Source organism: Cupriavidus campinensis (assembly GCF_905397395.1).
In the GTDB taxonomy this organism is placed as follows: Bacteria; Pseudomonadota; Gammaproteobacteria; order Burkholderiales; family Burkholderiaceae; genus Cupriavidus; species Cupriavidus campinensis.
The window spans coordinates 166,782-185,205 of record NZ_CAJPVH010000005.1; the positions used below are offsets into that span (position 1 = coordinate 166,782).

Genomic DNA, 18,424 nt, shown 5'->3' on the forward strand with positions numbered 1-18,424 from the left:
ATATACCTGAAATACACCCCAAAGCTTCGACACCGATACAACCTTTGGGGTGCTTTCCCATGTGTCATGGCGGCGGCCAATGAGTATCTGCGGGTGCAACCCCGTCACATCCGAGCGCCCGCGCAGCCTTTGGGGGATGGCTCCGTTAGGCGTTGACAGCGTCGCGTGCTTTCCTTTCGCCGCAAAGACTGTATATTTATACAGTTATTTCGTCGCCCCCGCCTGCCGCGCCTTGTCCGCCACATCCACCCCGGAAATCCCCGAATCGCCTGCGCTACCACGCTACACGGTTGCCGTGCGGGCGCTGTGCGAGTTCACGGCCAAGGCGGGAGATCTCGACCTGCGCTTCACGCCCTCGCCCACCGCACAGGAAGGCGTAGCGGGCCACGGCGTGGTCACGAGCCGGCGCGGGCCGGGCTATGAAGCGGAGGTATCCCTCTCCGGCATGTTCGAAGGACTGCACGTGCGGGGCCGCGCCGATGGCTACGACCCCGCCGCCAACCGGCTCGAGGAAATCAAGACCGTGCGCGGCGAAGGGGTCGAGGTGCCCGCCAACCACCGGGCACTGCACTGGGCGCAGGCCAAGGTCTACGGCTGGCTGCTGTGCCAGGCGCGCGGGCTGGCCGGGATCGACATCGCCGTGGTCTATTTCGACATCCTGAGCCAGCGCGAACGCGTGGAGCAGGAGCGCCACGACGCCGCCGCCCTGCGCGCCTTCTTCGAGGCCAGTTGCCGGCGCTTCCTGCAATGGGCCGAGCGCGAGATCGCCCACCGTCAGGCGCGCGATGCCGGGCTGGTGGCGCTGACCTTCCCGCATGGCGATTTCCGGCCCGGCCAGCGCGTGCTGGCGGAGTCGGTCTACAAGGCCAACGTGGCGGCGCGCACGCTGCTGGCGCAGGCGCCCACGGGCATCGGCAAGTCGATCGGGACGGTGTTTCCGGCGCTGAAGTCGATGCCGGGGCAGCGCCTGGACAAGCTGTTCTTCCTCTCCGCACGCACCACAGGCCGCGCGGTGGCCTTGCAGGCCGCGGCACAGCTTCGGGGGGAAGGCGACCGGGGTTGCGACCCATTGCCCCTGCGCGTGCTGGAGCTGACCGCCCGCGACAAGGCGTGCGAACACCCCGAACTGGCCTGCCACGGCGAATCCTGCCCCCTCGCGCAAGGCTTTTACGACCGCCTGCCCGCCGCCCGGGAAGCCGCCGCCGCCGTGCCGCTGCTCGACCGGGACGCCATGCGCGGAATCGCCCGCCAGCACAACGTCTGCCCCTACTATCTTGCGCAGGAGATGATCCGCTGGAGCGATCTGGTAGTGGCCGACTACAACTACTACTTCGACCGCAGTGCCATGCTGTACGCGCTGACCGTGCTGAACGGCTGGCGCGCCAGCGTGCTGGTGGACGAGGCCCACAATCTGGTGGAGCGCGGCCGCGCCATGTACACGGCCATGCTCGACCCCGTGGCCTTCCGGGGCGTGCGGCTGGCCGCGCCCAAGGCGCTGTCGCGGCCGGTGAACCGCCTCCATCGGGCATGGCAGGCGCTGGCGCGAGCCAGCGATACGCCCTTCGAAACCCACACGACCGCCCCCGCCGCGCTGGTGGAGGCGCTGACCCAGCTCTGCGGCGCGATCCTTGAACACCTGAGCGCCCATCCCCGCCAGCAGGACGCCACGCTGGAGCGTTTCTACTTCGACGCCCTGCACTTCCTGCGCCTGACCGAACAACTGCCCGACCATGGCGGCCAGCACTCCCTGTTCGAGGTCACACGCGCGCCCGGCCTGCGCGGCGGCGTGCAGGCCCAGCTTTGCGTGCGCAACCTGCTGCCCGCGCCGTTCCTGCGCCCGCGCTTTGCCGGTGCGCACGCCACCACGCTGTTCTCGGCCACGCTCCAGCCGGCGGACTACTACACCGACATGCTCGGCCTGCCCGCCAGCGCCGTCTGGGTGGAGGTGCCCTCGCCCTTCCACGCGGACCAGCTCGACGTGCATATCGCCCGCCATATTTCCACGCGCTATACCCAGCGCCAGCGCTCGCTGCCGGCCATCGTGCAGTTGATGGCCGACCAGTACGCGCGGCGGCCCGGCAACTACCTCGCCTTCTTCAGCAGCCACGACTACCTGCGCCAGGCCGCCGATCTGCTGGCCGCGCAGCATCCGGGCCTCCCCACCTGGGCCCAGGCGCGCGGCATGGACGAGGCGGGGCAGGCCGCGTTCCTCGGCCAGTTCGCGCCGGGCGGGCGCGGCATCGGCTTTGCGGTGCTGGGCGGGGTGTTCTCGGAAGGGGTGGACCTGCCCGGCGACCGCCTGATCGGCGCCTTCGTGGCCACGCTGGGGCTGCCGCAGGTGAATGATGTGAACGAGCAGTTGCGCGAGCGCATGGCGGCCGCGTTTGGCGACGGCTACGCCTATGCCTATCTGTATCCGGGGCTGCGCAAGGTGGTGCAGGCCGCCGGGCGGGTCATCCGCACGCGCGAAGACCGGGGCGTGGTGTGGCTGATCGATGACCGCTTCGGGCGGCCCGAGGTGCAGGCGCTGCTGCCCGCGTGGTGGGTAATCGACACCCCGGCGCGTAAATCTGTCGCGCCGATGGCAAAAACCGGTGTCGGCACGCCGCACGCGCTGGCGCAGCCACTGGCAGAATGACGGCAGCGCTTCTGGCGCGGTTCTCGCTTGCCCTTACTTGCCCCGAAGGGGTAAGCCACGACGGAGACCCAAGAATGAGCATGACCAAGGCCTTTGCCGCCACCGAGCCCACCCGCGCGGAAATCGACGCGCTGCAGGGCGCCACGCTGCTGGAGTTCGGGGCACCGTGGTGCGGGTTCTGCATGCGCGCCCAGCCGCTGATCGAGACCGCGTTCGGCAAGCATCCGGCCATCCGGCATATCAAGGTGGAGGACGGCAGCGGCCGGCCGCTTGGCCGCTCGTTCCGCGTGAAGCTGTGGCCGACGCTGGTGTTCCTGCGCGATGGCCAGGAAGTGGCCCGGCTGGTGCGCCCCGACGACGCGCAGGCGATTGCCGAGGCGATGGCGCAGATCGACGGCGCGTCAGTGACGCACTAATCACACGAATCAAGCCTCCAGCGGCATCGCGCTGGTGCATTTGATCTCGTCCAGGCAGACGCTGGACTTGACCCCGCTCACGCCGGGAATGCGCATCAGCGTGTCCAGCAGGAAGTCCGAGAGCGACTTCAGATCCTTGGCCACCACCTTCAGCACGTAGTCGATATCGCCGGTGACGGAGAAGCACTCCTGGATCTGGGCGAGTTCCGCCACCAGCCCCTTGAACTTGGACAGGTCGCGGATATGGCCGCGCTCCATCGTCACATGGATAAAGGCGGTGACGCCGAAGCCCAGCGCGGTGCTGTCCAGCCGCGCCTCATAGCGCTTGATGATGCCGCTCTCCTCCAGGCGGCGGTGACGCCGCAGCGTCTGCGCCGGCGACAGGCTGATGGCCTCCGCCAGCTCCAGATTGCTGGCCCGTCCGTTCTCCTGCAGCACCCCCAGCAAGCGGCGATCCGTGCGGTCTAGCTCGGTATTCTGCATTTCCGTTTCCTCAAAGCGCGATTTTGCGAAATCTTATCTCACATTTCAGGGTTTCCCTGCGTCCCGAACGAAATCCTATTTACCGGCGCGGGTTATACACTCGATTCCAGTTCGGACGGCTTTGAAAGTCGCTGAAATCCGATTTCCAGCCCCCCGCTGGACTCCCTTGCCCCCACTTCCTTGTAGAGCACACCATGGCCGATCTCTTTGAAAACCCGATGCAGCTGATGGGCTTCGAGTTCGTCGAATTCGCCTCGCCGACGCCGAACGTTCTGGAACCCCTGTTCGAAAAGATGGGCTTCTCGCTGGTGGCCCGCCACCGCTCCAAGGATGTGCTGCTGTACCGCCAGGGCGACATCAATTTCATCATCAACAACGAGCCGCACAGCGAGGCCGCCTATTTCGCCGCCGAGCACGGCCCGAGCGCCTGCGGCATGGCCTTCCGCGTGAAGGACTCCCACAAGGCGTACAACCGCGCGCTGATGCTGGGCGCCCAGCCGATCGAGATCGCCACGGGCCCGATGGAGCTGCGCCTGCCCGCGATCAAGGGCATCGGCGGTGCGCCGCTGTACCTGATCGACCGCTTCGAGGACGGCAAGTCGATCTATGACATCGACTTCGAATTCCTGGACGGCGTGGACCGCCGCCCGGTGGGCCACGGCCTGCGCCTGATCGATCACCTGACGCACAACGTCTACCGTGGCCGCATGGCCTACTGGGCGAACTTCTACGAACGCCTGTTCAACTTCCGCGAAATCCGCTACTTCGACATCCAGGGCGAGTACACCGGCCTGACCTCGAAGGCGATGACGGCGCCGGACGGCAAGATCCGCATTCCGCTGAACGAGGAGTCGTCCAAGGGCAGCGGCCAGATCGAGGAATTCCTGATGGCGTTCAATGGCGAGGGCATCCAGCACATCGCCTTCCTGACGGACAACCTGATCGAGGTCATCGACAACCTGCAGCTGGCCGGCGTGGAGCTGATGACGGCGCCGAACGACTATTACTACGACGCGCTGGCCAACCGCCTGCCGGGCCACGGCCAGCCGGTGGACCAGCTCAAGGCGCGCGGCATCCTGCTGGACGGCACCACCGAGGGCGGCAAGCCCCGCCTGCTGCTCCAGATCTTCTCGAAGGCCGCGCTGGGCCCGGTGTTCTTCGAATACATCCAGCGTTCCGGCGACGAAGGCTTCGGCGAAGGCAACTTCAAGGCGCTGTTCGAATCGCTCGAGCGCGACCAGATCGAGCGCGGCACGCTCAAGGTCTGACCCTTCCCCCGTTTTTCCCCGCTTCACCTGGTCAGGCGTCCTCCCGGGACGCCTGACCCCTCCCTGCCGCCGGAGCTACCCGCGCCGGCGGTATTTTCATAGCGTCCGCCCCCAAAGAGACGTGATCGCCATTCCACGAGGATGGCCAGATAAGTAGAGGACACAACTCCATGCACGCCCCCCAACAGGACGGCACGCTTCAGCGTGGCCTGAAGAATCGTCACATCCAGCTGATTGCCCTTGGCGGCGCCATCGGCACCGGGCTCTTCCTGGGCATTGCCCAGACCATCAAGATGGCCGGCCCGGCCGTGCTGCTCGGCTACGCGCTGGCCGGCATCGTCGCGTTTTTCATCATGCGCCAGCTGGGCGAGATGGTGGTGGACGAGCCCGTCGCCGGCTCCTTCAGCTACTTCGCCAATAAATACTGCGGCCACTTCGCCGGCTTCATGTCCGGCTGGAACTACTGGGTGCTCTACATCCTGGTGAGCATGGCCGAACTGTCGGCCGTGGGCATCTACGTGCAGTACTGGTGGCCGGAACTGCCCACGTGGATCTCCGCGCTGGCGTTCTTCGTGCTGATCAACGTGATCAACCTGTCCAGCGTGAAGTCGTTCGGCGAGATGGAGTTCTGGTTCTCCATCATCAAGGTGGCGGCCATCATCGGCATGATCGGCTTTGGCGGCTACCTGCTGATGTCCGGCGGCGCGGGCCCGGAGGCCTCCGTGGCCAACCTGTGGCAGCACGGCGGTTTCTTCCCGAACGGCCTGGGCGGCCTGGTGATGGCGATGGCCGTGATCATGTTCTCGTTCGGCGGCCTGGAGCTGGTGGGCATTACCGCCGCCGAGGCAGACAACCCCGAGAAAAGCATTCCCAAGGCCACCAACCAGGTGATCTACCGCATCCTGATCTTCTACGTCGGCGCGCTGGCGGTGCTGCTGTCGCTGTATCCGTGGGAGAAGGTGGTCACTGGCGGCAGCCCGTTCGTGCTGATCTTCCACGCGCTGGATAGCGCGGCGGTGGCCCATGTGCTGAACCTGGTGGTGCTGACGGCGGCGCTGTCCGTCTACAACAGCGGCGTCTACTGCAACAGCCGCATGCTGCTGGGGCTGGCGCAGCAGGGCAACGCGCCCAAGGCGCTGATGAAGGTGAACCGCCGTGGCATTCCGCTGGCCGCGCTGGGCGTGTCCGCGCTGGCCACCGGCGCCTGCGTGCTGATCAACTACTTCATGCCGGGCGAAGCCTTCGAGCTGCTGATGGGCCTGGTGGTGTCGGCCCTGATCATCAACTGGGCCATGATCAGCCTGATCCACCTGAAGTTCCGCCGCGACAAGCGCCTGGCCGGCCAGACCACGCGCTTCCAGAGCCTGGGCTATCCGCTGACCAACTACCTGACCCTCGCGTTCCTGGCAGGCATCCTCTATGTGATGTATCTGACACCCGGCCTGCGACTCTCGGTGTATCTCATTCCGGTATGGCTTGGCGTACTTGGCGTAAGCTATCGCCTCCGGCAAAAGAACGCCGCCGCCGCGCTGCGCGCCCCGAGCGTGCAGGCGCAATGAGTCACCGCCCCCTGAAACACAGCCAGAGCCTTCCCATGTTCGAACATATCGAAGCCTTTCCGGGCGACCCGATCCTCTCGCTCAACGAGGACTTCCAGCAGGACCCGCGTACCAACAAGGTCAACCTGAGCATCGGCATCTATTTCGACGGCGAAGGCCGCCTGCCGGTGATGCAGGCCGTGGCCGAAGCCGAAGCCGCGCTGCTCGCGGACATGGGCCCGCGCCCCTACCTGCCGATGGCTGGCATTCCCGGCTACCGCCAGGCCGTGCAGGCGCTGGTGTTTGGCGAAGACTGCGCCGCCCGCGCCGAAGGCCGCATCGCCACGCTGCAGACGCTGGGCGGCTCCGGCGCGCTGCGCGTGGGTGCCGACTTCCTGAAGCGCTACTTCCCCACCGCGCAGATGTGGATCAGCGACCCGAGCTGGGAGAACCACCGCGTGGTCTTCGAGCGCGCCGGCTTCCAGGTGAATTCGTACCCGTACTACGACCCCGCCACGGGCGGCCTGCAGTTCGACGCCATGCTGGCGGCCATCGAAGCCATTCCGCAAGGTGGCATCGTGCTGCTGCACGCCTGCTGCCACAACCCGACCGGTGTGGACCTGAACCAGGACCAGTGGCGCCAGGTCTTCGCGGTGCTCAAGGCGCGCAAGCTGCTGCCCTTCGTGGACATGGCCTACCAGGGCTTTGGCGCGGGGCTCGACGACGACGCCTTCGCCGTGCGCGAACTGGCCCGCCAGAACGTGCCGGCACTGGTGGCCAACTCGTTCTCGAAGAACTTCTCGCTGTATGGCGAGCGCTGCGGCGGCCTGAGCGTGATCTGCCAGAGCGCCGACGAAGCCAGCCGCGTGCTGGGCCAGCTGACCGGCGCCGTGCGCGCCAACTACAGCAACCCGCCCACCCACGGCGCCCGCGTGGTGGCCCGCGTGCTGACCACGCCCGCCCTGCGCGCCAGCTGGGAGCAGGAGCTGGCGGCCATGTGCAAGCGCATCGCCCACATGCGCCAGGCCATCCACGACAAACTGCGCGACCATGTCAGCGGCGAAGCGCTCTCGCGCTACATCACCCAGCGCGGCATGTTCACGTACACCGGCCTCTCGGCCGATCAGGTCGAACGCCTGAAGGCCGAGCACGGCGTGTACATCCTCCGCTCGGGCCGCATGTGCGTGGCCGGGCTGAACGAGCGCAATGTGGGCGTGGTGGCGAGTGCGATTGGGGAAGTGTTGAAGGGGTGAGGCTTCCTCGCTTGTGATGCATATGTAACGGGACGGGCCGCTATCGCGGCCTGTTTTGTTTGTGGGGTGGGCGGGAGTCGCCCCGGCAGCATTCCGCCATCCGGTTTACCATCGCGGATCATCCCAAGATGCCAACAGGAGCCCGTGCATGGCCGCAGCAGATTTGTCCGCCTTCCCGATCACCCGCAAATGGCCGGCGCAGCACCCCGAGCGCCTGCAGTTGTATTCGCTGAATACCCCCAACGGCATCAAGGTTTCGCTGATGCTGGAGGAGCTGGGCCTGCCCTACGAGCCGCACCTGGTGCGCTTCGACAAGGATGACCAGATGACGCCCGAGTTCCTGTCGCTGAACCCGAACAACAAGATCCCGGCGATCCTGGATCCGAATGGGCCGGGCGGCAAGCCGCTGGCGCTGTTCGAGTCGGGGGCGATCCTGATTTATCTCGCCGAGAAGACCGGCAAGTTCATGTCCACGGACCCGGCGGCCCGCTACGAGACGATTCAGTGGGTCATGTTCCAGATGGGCGGCATCGGGCCGATGTTTGGCCAGATCGGCTTCTTCCACAAGTTCGCCGGCAAGGAGTACGAGGACAAGCGCCCGCGCGACCGCTACGTGGCGGAGTCGCGCCGGCTGCTGGGCGTGCTTAATGAGCGGCTCAAGGGCCGGCAGTGGATCATGGGCGATGACTACACGATTGCCGACATGACCACCTTCCCGTGGGTGCGCAATCTGGTGGGTTTCTATGAGGCCGGCAGCCTCGTCGGGTTCGACGACTTCACCGAAGTGCGCCGCGTGCTCGACGCCTTCCTGGCCCGCCCCGCCGTGCAGCGCGCGGTGAACATCCCCAAGCGTCCCGAGTAAGCCCCTCCGCGGGCGCAGGAATCAGGCGGTGAAGCCCAGCAGGGTGCTCACCGCCGCCGCTTCCTCGCGCACCGCACGGCCAATCGGCCCGTCGATCGATGGGTCGAAGCCGCCCGTGGCGCCCAGCGCGGTCAGCACCGCACAGACCCGCCCCGTGTAGTCCCGCACCGGCGCCGCCACGGCGCTGATCCCCTTCAGGTTGGTATCGCGCACGGCCGCGCAGCCGTCGGCCCGCACCGCCGCGCGCAGCGGGCCGAGCGGGTCCCGGGCGTCGAGCAGCGCGCGCTGCTCCGGCGTGGCCGCCTGCAGTTCCGCCTCCGCCAGCGCCTGCACGCGCTGGTCGTCGAGCAAACCCAGGAACACGCGGCCCGTGGCCGACCACAGCAGCGGCATCACCGATCCCACCCGCACGTTCACGGTCACGGGCAGGCCCGGTTCCTCGAAGCGGACGATGGTCGGCCCCTTGTTGCCCATCACGGCGATAAAGCAGGTGATCTCCAGCCGCTCGCGCAGCCGGATCAGCGACGCCTCGGCCAGCCGGATCGGGTCTGCCTGCCGCATTGCGGCCAGCCCGATCTGGAGCGCCTCCAGCCCCAGGTGGTACTGCTGCGTGCCGCTCTCCTGCGCCACCAGCCCCTCCTCGATCAGGCTCGCCAGATAGCGATGCACCTTGGCCGGGCTTTCGTCGATATGCGCCGCGATGGCCGTCAGGCTGGCGCGGCCGCCCAGGCGCGCCAGCCCCTTGAGCACGGCCATGCCGGTCTCGGCGGCCTGCACGCGCTGGCGGCGCTCGCGCGGGCGGGCTTCCTGCTCTGGACTACTGGGAATGTCGGGTATGGCTGGCATGGCGTTGGGTTAACCCCCAATTCAACGATTACGCATTGCGTATATGATTTACGCAAAACAAGGCCGAATACTATCCGGCCAAATACCAAGGAGACAAGCACCCATGCCCCGCCATCGCGCTGCCGGCCTCATCGCGGCATCCCTTCCCTTCGTCTTTTCCCTTGCCTTTTCCTTCGCCGCCCCTTCGGCCCACGCCGCCGACGCCTACCCCAGCAAGCCAATCCGCTGGATCGTGCCCTACCCGGCCGGCGGCGGCTCGGACTTCCTCGCCCGCACCATCGGGCAGGGGCTCTCCGCCAAGCTGGGCCAGCCCGTGGTGGTGGACAACAAGCCGGGCGGCAACACGGCGATTGGCGCATCGGAGACGGCACGCGCGGCGGCCGATGGCTACACGGTGCTCTCGGCGGACAACGGCACGCTGGTCTTCAACCCCGCGCTCTACAAGACGCTCTCGTACAACCCGGCCAAGGATCTCGCGCCGGTGACGCTGCTGGGCCGCTTTCCGATGATCCTGGTGGTTGGGCCGGGCACCACCGCCAAGAGCGCGCAGGAGTTCATCGCCCAGGTGAAGGCCGCGCCGGGCGGCGTGAACTACGGGTCTGCCGGGGCCGGCAGCCCGCACCACCTGGCCATGGAACTGCTCAAGGTGGAAGCCCAGTTGACCATGACCCATGCGCCGTATCGCGGTGCGGCGCCCGCGCTGTCCGACGTGGCGGCAGGCCAGATTCCCGCGATGATGGTCGACTACGCCGCCGGCGCCGGCTTCATCAAGGGCGGCAAGGTGCGCCCGCTGGCGGTGGCCAACGCCACGCGCCTGCCCCAGCTGCCGGACGTGCCAACCTTCGCCGAGCTCGGCTACCGGAACGTGGAAGCCGCGGCGCTGGTCGGCATGGTGGTGCCGGCGGCCACGCCGCCCGAGGTGATCGCCACGCTGAACAAGCAGGTGGTGGCGGCCATCAAGGAGCCGGCCATCCACAAGAAGCTGGTCGATTTTGGCGTGGAGCCGGTAGGCAACACCCCCGCGCAATACAGCGACCTGCTGCGCAGCGAGATCGCGCGCTGGACCAAGCTGATCCACGACCTGAAGATCACGCTCGATAACTGAGGTTCGCTGTATGTCGTCATCCGCCACGCCTTCTTCCTCCTCGTCCTCCTCGTCCTCCTCCTCGTCCGCCGCCGCCCGTCCGGGCGGTTGTCCCATCGACCACACCGCGCTGCGGGCGCCCAACGGCTGCCCGGTAAGCGCCCACGCGGCCACGTTCGATCCGTTCGAGGACGGCTACCAGCAGGACCCGCCCGACTACGTGCGCTGGTCGCGCGAGCAGGAGCCGGTCTTCTACAGCCCGAAGCTGGGCTACTGGGTGGTCACGCGCTATGACGACATCAAGGCGATCTTCCGCGACAACCTGACCTTCAGCCCGTCCATCGCCCTGGAGAAAATCACGCCCACGGGCGACGAGGCCAACGCGGTGCTGGCCTCCTATGGCTATGCGATGAACCGTACGCTGGTCAACGAGGACGAGCCGGCCCACATGCCGCGCCGCCGCGCGCTGATGGAACCGTTCACGCCGGCCGAACTGGCGCACCATGAGCCGATGGTGCGCCAGCTGACGCGCGAATATGTCGATCGATTCATCGACAGCGGGCGCGCCGACCTGGTCGACCAGATGCTCTGGGAAGTGCCGCTGACCGTGGCGCTGCACTTCCTCGGCGTGCCCGAAGAGGACATGGACCGGCTGCGCCAGTATTCGATCGCCCATACGGTGAACACCTGGGGCCGCCCCAAGCCCGAGGAGCAGGTGGCCGTGGCGCACGCGGTGGGCAATTTCTGGCAGCTGGCCGGCAAGATCCTCGACAAGATGCGCGAGAACCCGGACGCGCCCGGCTGGATGCAGTACGGCCTGCGCAAGCAGCGCGAGCTGCCCGAGGTGGTCACCGACTCCTATCTCCATTCGATGATGATGGCGGGCATCGTGGCGGCGCACGAGACCACGGCCAATGCGTCCGCCAACGCGATCAAGCTGCTGCTCCAGCATCCCGATACCTGGCGCGAGATCTGCGCGGACCCGGCGCTGATCCCCAACGCGGTGGAGGAATGCCTGCGCCACAACGGCTCGGTGGCGGCGTGGCGGCGGCTGGTCACGCGGGATGCGCAGGTCGGCGGCATCGCCCTGCCGGCCGGCAGCAAGCTGCTGATCGTCACCTCGTCCGCCAATCATGACGAACGGCATTTCGCCGATGCGGACCTGTTCGACATCCGCCGGGACAATGCCAGTGACCAGCTGACCTTCGGCTACGGCTCGCACCAGTGCATGGGCAAGAACCTCGCGCGCATGGAGATGCAGGTCTTCCTGGAGGAACTGACGCGCCGGCTGCCCCATCTGCGGCTGGCCGAGCAGTCATTCACCTACGTGCCGAACACCTCGTTCCGGGGCCCGGAGCATCTCTGGGTCGAATGGGACCCGGCGCGCAATCCCGAGCGCGCCGATCCGTCGGTGCTGGTCTGGCGTGACGCCGTGCGGATTGGCGAGCCCACCGGACACGCCATCGCCCGCACCGTGGTGGTGGAGCGCATCGACCCGGTGGCGGACAACGTGGTGCGGCTGCGGCTGGTAGCGCCCGATGGCAAGGCGCTGCCGCGCTGGGCGCCGGGCGCCCACATCGACGTGGAATGCGGCCAGACCGGGATCTCGCGCCAGTATTCGCTATGCGGCGATCCGGCCGACGCAGGCGCCTTCGAGATCGCCGTGCTGCGCGAGGCTGACAGCCGGGGCGGCTCGGCCTGGGTGCATGACGTGCTGCGCGCCGGAGACCGGCTCCGCATCCGTGGCCCGCGCAACCATTTCCGGCTCGACGAAGGCTGCCGCAAGGCGATCTTCATCGCCGGCGGCATTGGCGTGACGCCGGTCAGCGCGATGGCGCGACGGGCGCGCGAATTGGGCATCGACTATACGTTCCACTACTGCGGCAGATCGCGCGCCAGCATGGCCCTGCGCGAGGAACTGGCCGCGCTGCATGGCCACCGGCTGCACGTCCATGCGGGCGACGAAGGCCAGCGCGCCGACTTCGCCGCGCTGCTCGGCACACCCGACCCGCAAACGCAGATCTACGCCTGCGGCCCGGCGCGCATGATCGCGGCGCTGGAAGACCACTGCACCGCGTGGCCGGAGGATGCGCTGCGCGTGGAGCACTTCGTCTCGGCGCTCGGCACGCTCGATCCGTCGCGGGAACAGGCGTTCACCGTCGAACTCAAGGATTCCGGCCTGACGGTGGAGGTGCCCGCCCACCAGACGCTGCTGACCGCGCTGCGCTGCGCCAACATCGACGTGCAGAGCGATTGCGAGGAAGGCCTGTGCGGCTCCTGCGAGGTGCGCGTCCTGGCGGGCCAGGTGGACCACCGCGACGTGGTGCTCACGCGCGGCGAACGCGAGGCGAACCACCGGATGATGGCCTGCTGCTCGCGGGCGGTGGCGGGCGGGAAGCTGGTGCTGGAGCTGTAAGGTCAAGGTCAAGGTCAAGGTCAAGGTCAAGGCTACAGATTTCGCCCCACCCTGCCGATATCTGGCGGTATGGCCGCAGAGCGGGCTTCCTGCGCTGCGGCCACGCCTACAGACCTCAAGCAGAACGGAGCGAGTGAGTGAACATTGACAGCATCATGTCGAAACAGGTTGCCACCGTGGTTTTCGACGACACGCTGAAGACGGTGAAGGACATTGCCTGGAAGCAGGACGCCGATGCAGCCACGGATGCCGCCCGGATTGCTGCATAGCAGCATGGCAACTGTCGATCAACCATCGGTCGCATCCGTCACAACACGCGTGTAGTTGCTATCCTGAAGTGGAGAGCCCCCACCCAGGAGATGCCCCCATGTGCCGCTGGCTGGCCTATTCCGGCCGTTCCGTCCCGCTCGAGGCTGTGCTGTTCCAGCCCGAGCACTCCCTGATCGACCAGAGCCTGAACTCCCGGCTGGGTCACACCACGACGAACGGCGACGGCTTCGGCGTGGGCTGGTACGGGCGGCACTCGGAACTGCCGTTCCGCTATCGCGGCCTGCACCCGGCATGGAGCGACACCAACCTGCGCGAGGCCGCCCGCGCGGTGCGGGCGCCGCTGTTCGTCGCCCATATCCGGGCGGCCACCGGCACGCCCACCCAGGAAACCAACTGTCACCCGTTCCGCTTCGGCCGCTGGCTGTTCGTCCACAACGGGCTGATCCGCGACTTTCCGCTGGTGCGGCGCGACCTGATGATGGCGGTGGCGCCGCATCTGTTCCGCTGGATCGAGGGCTCGACCGACTCCGAGGTGATGTTCTTCCTGGCGCTGACGTTCGGGCTGGAGCGCGACCCGCGCGGCGCGCTGGAGCAGATGGCCGGCCTGATCGAGGAAGTGGCGCATCGCCACGATGTGGAACATCCGCTGAACATGACCGTCTGCGTCACGGACGGCCAGCAGATCGTGGCCGTGCGCTATTCCAGCGAAGGCGCGTCGCGCTCGCTGTTCCACAGCACATCGTTCCGGCAGTTGCGGGCGCTCTATCCGGAAGACCCCCGCATCATCGCCGCCGGCGACGACGCCTTTCTCGTGCTATCCGAGCCCCTGATCGACGTGCAGGGCGTCTGGGAGGAAATCCCCGAGGCCACGATCCTGGTGGGCAAGGGTGGCGAGATCCAGCACCAGCGGTTTACGCCCCGGCTGCCGGCGCGGGCCTGATGGGGCGCCGCCGGCCGGACCCGGATCGTCGCCACCCATCGCCTACTTGCCGGGCATTTTCATCAGGCGCTTGGCCTCTTCGATGTTCTGCTCCGCGCGCTGGGTCATCACGGCCAGCGCTTCGGCTTGCGATTTCTGCGCCATTTCCGCCAGTTCGCGCATGTTGTTGAACGCCGCCTGCAGGCCTTGCTGCACGAATTCGCCCTGCCGGGCCATGGCCGCAGCGGGATCACCGCCTGCGGCCAGCTTCTGGGCCGCAGCCTGAATCTCCTGCATGCTCTGGCTCAGGATCTCGGCCTGCTTCTGGACCAGCGCCTGCATGCCTTCGTAGGCAATCTTGTTGGCCTCCGTAATGGCCTCGATATCCTTGCGCCGCGCTTCGATCACCGCCGTCATGTCGACGCCGGGCAGCTTGTACTGTTCGAGCAACTTGGTGAAATCGGTAAACGGATTGGGCGATGTTGCCATGACGCATCTCCTCGTTGGGGGTAGGGAAGGCCGAAAACCGCCCGCGCGGCATGCCGGATCGTGCCGGCCAATCGCCACGCGGTTGCCTAAGTGTAGGTGCTACGGGCGACGGATACGATGCTCGCCCCCCTCCCTCAATGAAAATCCCGGCTCTCCGCCATCAGCCTGCCCAGCAGCGGGCTCAGATCAACCAGTTCCTGCGCCACCAGGTGCCTGACCTCGCCCTGTCTTTGCCAGGTGCCGATCACCCCGAGCAGCCTGGCCCCCAGCACCTCCTTGCGCTGCCGCTCCACCAGGTCAGGCCAGATGATCACGTTGATCGGCCCGGTTTCGTCCTCGATGGAGGTGAAGATGGTGCCATTGGCCGTCGAGGGGCGCTGGCGCACCGTGACGATGCCGCACGCGCGCACGCGGCGGCCGTTGCCCAGCCGTGATAGCTGCTGCGCGGTGAGGAACTTGAGCGCCGTCAGGCGGCGGCGCAGCAGGGTCAGCGGGTGGCATTTCAGGGAGAGCCCCAGGCTGGCGTAGTCGGCGGCCACGTCTTCGCCGATCTTGGGCTCGGGCAGCAGCAGCTCGGCTTCGGCCGGGGGCGCCTCGTGCAGCAGGTCGCGGTGTACGGACTGCACCGCCGCGCCGCGCGCCAGCCAGCGCGCCTGGCGCCGGTGGCCGGCCAGTGACACCAGTGCGTCGGCAGCGGCCAGGACGTCGATGTCGTGCTTGTCCAGCCCCGCGCGCCGCGCCAGGTCTTCCACGCTGTCGAACGGCCGCTCGGCCCGCGCCGCCTCGATGCGCAGCGCGGCGTCCTCGCGCATGCCGCGCACGCGGCCCAGGCCCAGCCGCACGTCGCGGTAGCGCTGGCCGGGGCGCCGGGCCTCCAGCGCGCTCTCCCAGCCGCTCACGGTCACGTCCACGGGCTGCGTCACCACGCCATGCCGGCGCGCGTCCTGCACCAGCTGCGACGGCGAATAGAAGCCCATCGGGTGGCTGTTCAGCAGGCCGCACAGGAAGGCGTCCGGATGATGGCACTTGAGCCACGCGCTCACATAGACCAGCTTCGCGAAGCTCGCCGCGTGGCTCTCCGGGAAGCCGTATTCGCCAAACCCCTCGATCTGCTTGCAGATGGCCAGCGCGAAGGATTCGGGATAGCCGCGCGAGGTCAGCGCGCGCACCAGCGCGTCCTGATGCTTCTTGAGGTCGCCGCGCCGCCGCCACGCCGCCATCGAGCGGCGCAGCTGGTCTGCCTGCCCCGGCGTGAAGCCGGCTGCGTCGATGGCCAGCTGCATCACCTGTTCCTGGAAGATCGGCACGCCCAGCGTGCGGCCCAGCACGCGGCGGATCACGTCGTTGAAGTAGGTCGGCAGCTTGCCGGTGCGGCGCAACGCCTCGCGCCGCTGGAGGTAGGGGTGCACCATGCCGCCCTGGATCGGCCCGGGCCGCACGATGGCCACCTCCACCACGAGGTCGTAGTACTGGCGCGGCTGCAGGCGCGGCAGCATCGACTGCTGCGCGCGCGACTCGATCTGGAACACGCCCACGGTATCCGCCTGGCAGATCATCTCGTAGGTCTCGTCGTCGGTCTCGGGCAGGTCTTCCATGCGGCACGGCAGCCCGGCCCGCTCGGGCTCGGGGTTCGGGATCATCGCCAGCGCGCGCCGGATGGCCGTGAGCATGCCGAGGGCGAGCACATCCACCTTGAGCAGCCCCAGCGATTCAAGGTCGTCCTTGTCCCACTGGATCACGCTGCGGTCGGCCATGGCCGCGTTCTCGATCGGCACCAGCCGCGACAGCTTGTGCCGCGCGATCACGAAGCCGCCCACGTGCTGCGACAGATGGCGCGGAAAGCCGCGCAGCTGCTCGGTCAGGCTCGCCCATTGCCGCACGGCCGGGGAGTCGGGGTCCAGGCCGTAGCGCGTGATGCGCTCCAGGAACGCCGTGCCGCCGTCCCACCACGCCTGGCCCTTGACCACCTGCTCCACCACGCTCGGGTCGATGCCGAGCGCGCGCCCCACATCCCGCAGCGCGCTGCGGGAGCGGTAGGTAATCAGCGATGCGGCCAGCGCGGCGCGATGCCGGCCGTACTTCTCGTAGATGTACTGGATCACTTCCTCGCGCCGCTGGTGCTCGAAATCGACGTCGATGTCGGGCGGCTCGTCGCGCTCGCGCGAGAGGAAGCGGCCGAACAGCAGGTTGGCCTGCTCCGGGCTCACCTCGGTGATATGCAGGCAGTAGCAGACCAGCGAGTTGGCGGCCGAGCCCCGGCCCTGGCACAGGATGCCGCGCTGGCGCGCGAAGCGCACGATGTCATGCACGGTCAGGAAGAACGGCTCGTAGTGCTTTTCCTCGATCAGTTCGAGTTCGCCCTCAAGCTGCGCCTCCCACTCGGGCTCCATGCCGTGCGGAAAGCGCTCCAGCCTGCCCCGCTCCACCTCCTTGCGCAGGTAGCTGATCGGCGTCTCGCCCTCGGGCACCAGTTCCTCGGGGTATTCGTAGCGCAGCGTGTCCAGCGAGAACCGGCACTGCTCGGCGATCTTCAGCGTCTGCGCCAGCGCCTCGCGCGGATAGAGCCGCGACACCACCTGCCGCATGCGCAGGTGCGCCTCGGCATTGGGCGCCAGCGCCATGCCGCAGGCGGGCAGCGGCTGGCCGAGCCGGATGGCGGTCAGCACATCGGCCAGCGGCTTGCGCGAGCGCACGTGCATGGTCACGGCGCCGGCCGCCACCAGCGGCACGCCAGTTTCCGCCGACACGGCCTGGAGCCGGGTGCGGTGCAGCGCCTCGGCATGGCCCTGCAGCAGTTCCAGTGCGATCCACACGCGCGCGCCGAAGGTCTCCCGGCACCACAGCGCCTGCGCGCGCAGCACATCGGGATCGGCGCAGTAGTCGGGCAGCAGGATGGCGAGGCAATCGGGCATGCCGCGCAGGTGCGCCTGATCCGGCTCGGGGCTGGCGAGGTCGGACGGATACAGCAGATAGCTGCCCTTCTCGGCCCGCGTGCGGCCCAGCGTGATGAACTCGCAGAGATTGCCGAAGCCCTCGCGGTTCTGCGCCAGCAGCAGCAGGCGCGGCGGCGGCATGGGCATGGCATAGGGCTCGGGGGGCTGCCCAGGGGAGGCGGTCAGCGTGAAGCGGCTGCCGAGGATCACGTTGAACGCATCGGCAGCGGCGGCGCGCGCCTCCAGCACGCGGTGGCGGTGCGCAGCGGCATCGGGGTCGTGGGGGTCATCGTCGAGGGGCGGCAGGGCGTCGGGGTCGTCCTCCTCCATGTCGTCCATCTCATCCATCCCGCCCATCCCGTCGGGGGTGAAGACATGGACCCCTTCGGCCTCGTCGAACTCGCCGTCCGCCTGCCCCGCCGCCAGCCGGCGGGCGCTGCGCGCCACGGCCTCCCACATCTCCTCGCGCAGCACCTTGATGGCGTGATGCGCGCGCGCCGTGCCCGCCACCGAGCACTCGTCGGTCAGCGCCAGCCCGCTGTAGCCGAGCTGGAACGCGCGCGCGATCAGTTCCTGCGGATGCGAGGCGCCAGTGAGGAACGTGAAGTTCGATACGCAGTGCAGCTCCGCGTAATCGGGCAGCGAGGGCAGCAGCGAGGAGAGGCCGGGAAGCGACGACAGCATAGGGAAAACGTCAAAAACTCAGGTGAACTCAGGCAAACAGCCCGTGCAGGAACCAGCGGTATTCGCCGCCCTCTTCCTGCCCGCTGCGGGTGGGATGGCCGGGGCGCTCGCGATAGACCCAGCAGCGCAGCCCGTCCGCCCGTTCGGCGATGAAATAGTCACGCGTGGCCAGCCCGCCGTCCCACCAGCCGGCTTCGATGCGCTCGGGGCGGGTGAGCATGACCAGCGGGCCTTCGTAGACCGGCCGGTGCCGCTGCACGCGCAGCGGCCGGGGCGCCTCCAGCAGCCACAGCGGCCGCTCGGGCGGCAGCGTGCCGGTGGCGGG

General features: G+C 67.9%; 14 protein-coding genes and 1 pseudogene. 10 read left to right on the plus strand and 5 right to left on the minus strand.

From position 1 onward, the window contains the following. Positions 1-232 precede the first annotated feature (232 nt). Positions 233-2,638 carry an ATP-dependent DNA helicase gene (locus KHO18_RS05320; protein WP_244844560.1) on the plus strand — a complete coding sequence of 802 codons (2,406 nt, stop codon included), beginning with the start codon at positions 233-235 and terminating at the stop codon, positions 2,636-2,638. Between the two features lie 74 nt (positions 2,639-2,712). Further along, a complete protein-coding gene (locus tag KHO18_RS05325) occupies positions 2,713-3,054 on the plus strand; it encodes a thioredoxin family protein (RefSeq protein ID WP_144196498.1) in 342 nt (113 codons plus the stop codon). A gap of 9 nt (positions 3,055-3,063) precedes the next feature. Here KHO18_RS05325 and KHO18_RS05330 read toward each other — a convergent pair whose 3' ends face one another. After that, on the minus strand, positions 3,064-3,537 hold the full coding sequence (locus tag KHO18_RS05330) for an Lrp/AsnC family transcriptional regulator (RefSeq protein ID WP_144196497.1): 474 nt from the start codon (positions 3,535-3,537) through the stop codon (positions 3,064-3,066). A 194-nt stretch (positions 3,538-3,731) separates the two neighbouring features. Between KHO18_RS05330 and hppD the strand changes: the two genes are divergently transcribed. The 4 genes from hppD (at position 3,732) to KHO18_RS05350 (ending at position 8,458) form a co-directional block, all read left to right on the plus strand. Continuing rightward, a complete protein-coding gene (gene hppD, locus KHO18_RS05335) occupies positions 3,732-4,805 on the plus strand; it encodes a 4-hydroxyphenylpyruvate dioxygenase (protein ID WP_144196496.1) in 1,074 nt (357 codons plus the stop codon). Between the two features lie 170 nt (positions 4,806-4,975). After that, positions 4,976-6,364, plus strand: a complete 1,389-nt coding sequence (locus KHO18_RS05340; RefSeq protein WP_211942880.1) for an amino acid permease — start codon at positions 4,976-4,978, stop codon at positions 6,362-6,364. Between the two features lie 35 nt (positions 6,365-6,399). Further along, entirely contained in the window at positions 6,400-7,596 is a 1,197-nt protein-coding gene (locus tag KHO18_RS05345) for an amino acid aminotransferase (protein WP_211942881.1), read from the plus strand. A 148-nt stretch (positions 7,597-7,744) separates the two neighbouring features. After that, positions 7,745-8,458, plus strand: a complete 714-nt coding sequence (locus KHO18_RS05350; protein WP_144196493.1) for a glutathione S-transferase N-terminal domain-containing protein — start codon at positions 7,745-7,747, stop codon at positions 8,456-8,458. 21 nt (positions 8,459-8,479) lie between these two features. On the opposite strand, the gene KHO18_RS05355 is transcribed toward KHO18_RS05350, so the two are convergent. Next, a complete protein-coding gene (locus KHO18_RS05355; protein ID WP_144196492.1) occupies positions 8,480-9,304 on the minus strand; it encodes an IclR family transcriptional regulator in 825 nt (274 codons plus the stop codon). Positions 9,305-9,407: 103 nt separating this feature from the next. Between KHO18_RS05355 and KHO18_RS05360 the strand changes: the two genes are divergently transcribed. From KHO18_RS05360 to KHO18_RS05370, 4 genes are all read left to right on the plus strand, one after another. Then, positions 9,408-10,409 (plus strand): Bug family tripartite tricarboxylate transporter substrate binding protein, encoded by a 1,002-nt coding sequence (locus tag KHO18_RS05360; protein WP_144196491.1) that lies wholly within the window; start codon positions 9,408-9,410, stop codon positions 10,407-10,409. 10 nt (positions 10,410-10,419) lie between these two features. After that, positions 10,420-12,804 (plus strand): cytochrome P450/oxidoreductase, encoded by a 2,385-nt coding sequence (locus tag KHO18_RS05365; protein WP_144196490.1) that lies wholly within the window; start codon positions 10,420-10,422, stop codon positions 12,802-12,804. A gap of 137 nt (positions 12,805-12,941) precedes the next feature. Continuing rightward, positions 12,942-13,073 (plus strand): hypothetical protein, encoded by a 132-nt coding sequence (locus tag KHO18_RS28630; protein ID WP_280527754.1) that lies wholly within the window; start codon positions 12,942-12,944, stop codon positions 13,071-13,073. A gap of 98 nt (positions 13,074-13,171) precedes the next feature. Continuing rightward, positions 13,172-14,014, plus strand: coding sequence for a class II glutamine amidotransferase (locus KHO18_RS05370; RefSeq protein ID WP_144196489.1), 843 nt, complete (start codon positions 13,172-13,174; stop codon positions 14,012-14,014). Positions 14,015-14,056: 42 nt separating this feature from the next. On the opposite strand, the gene KHO18_RS05375 is transcribed toward KHO18_RS05370, so the two are convergent. From KHO18_RS05375 to KHO18_RS05385, 3 genes and pseudogenes are all read right to left on the minus strand, one after another. Next, the gene (locus tag KHO18_RS05375; protein ID WP_144196488.1) at positions 14,057-14,482 is read right to left on the minus strand and encodes a phasin family protein; all 426 of its coding nucleotides are present in this window, start codon (positions 14,480-14,482) and stop codon (positions 14,057-14,059) included. A 134-nt stretch (positions 14,483-14,616) separates the two neighbouring features. After that, the gene (locus KHO18_RS05380) at positions 14,617-18,099 is read right to left on the minus strand and encodes an error-prone DNA polymerase (RefSeq protein ID WP_144196487.1); all 3,483 of its coding nucleotides are present in this window, start codon (positions 18,097-18,099) and stop codon (positions 14,617-14,619) included. A gap of 28 nt (positions 18,100-18,127) precedes the next feature. Continuing rightward, positions 18,128-18,424: pseudogene (locus KHO18_RS05385) on the minus strand (Y-family DNA polymerase); the annotation flags it as partial.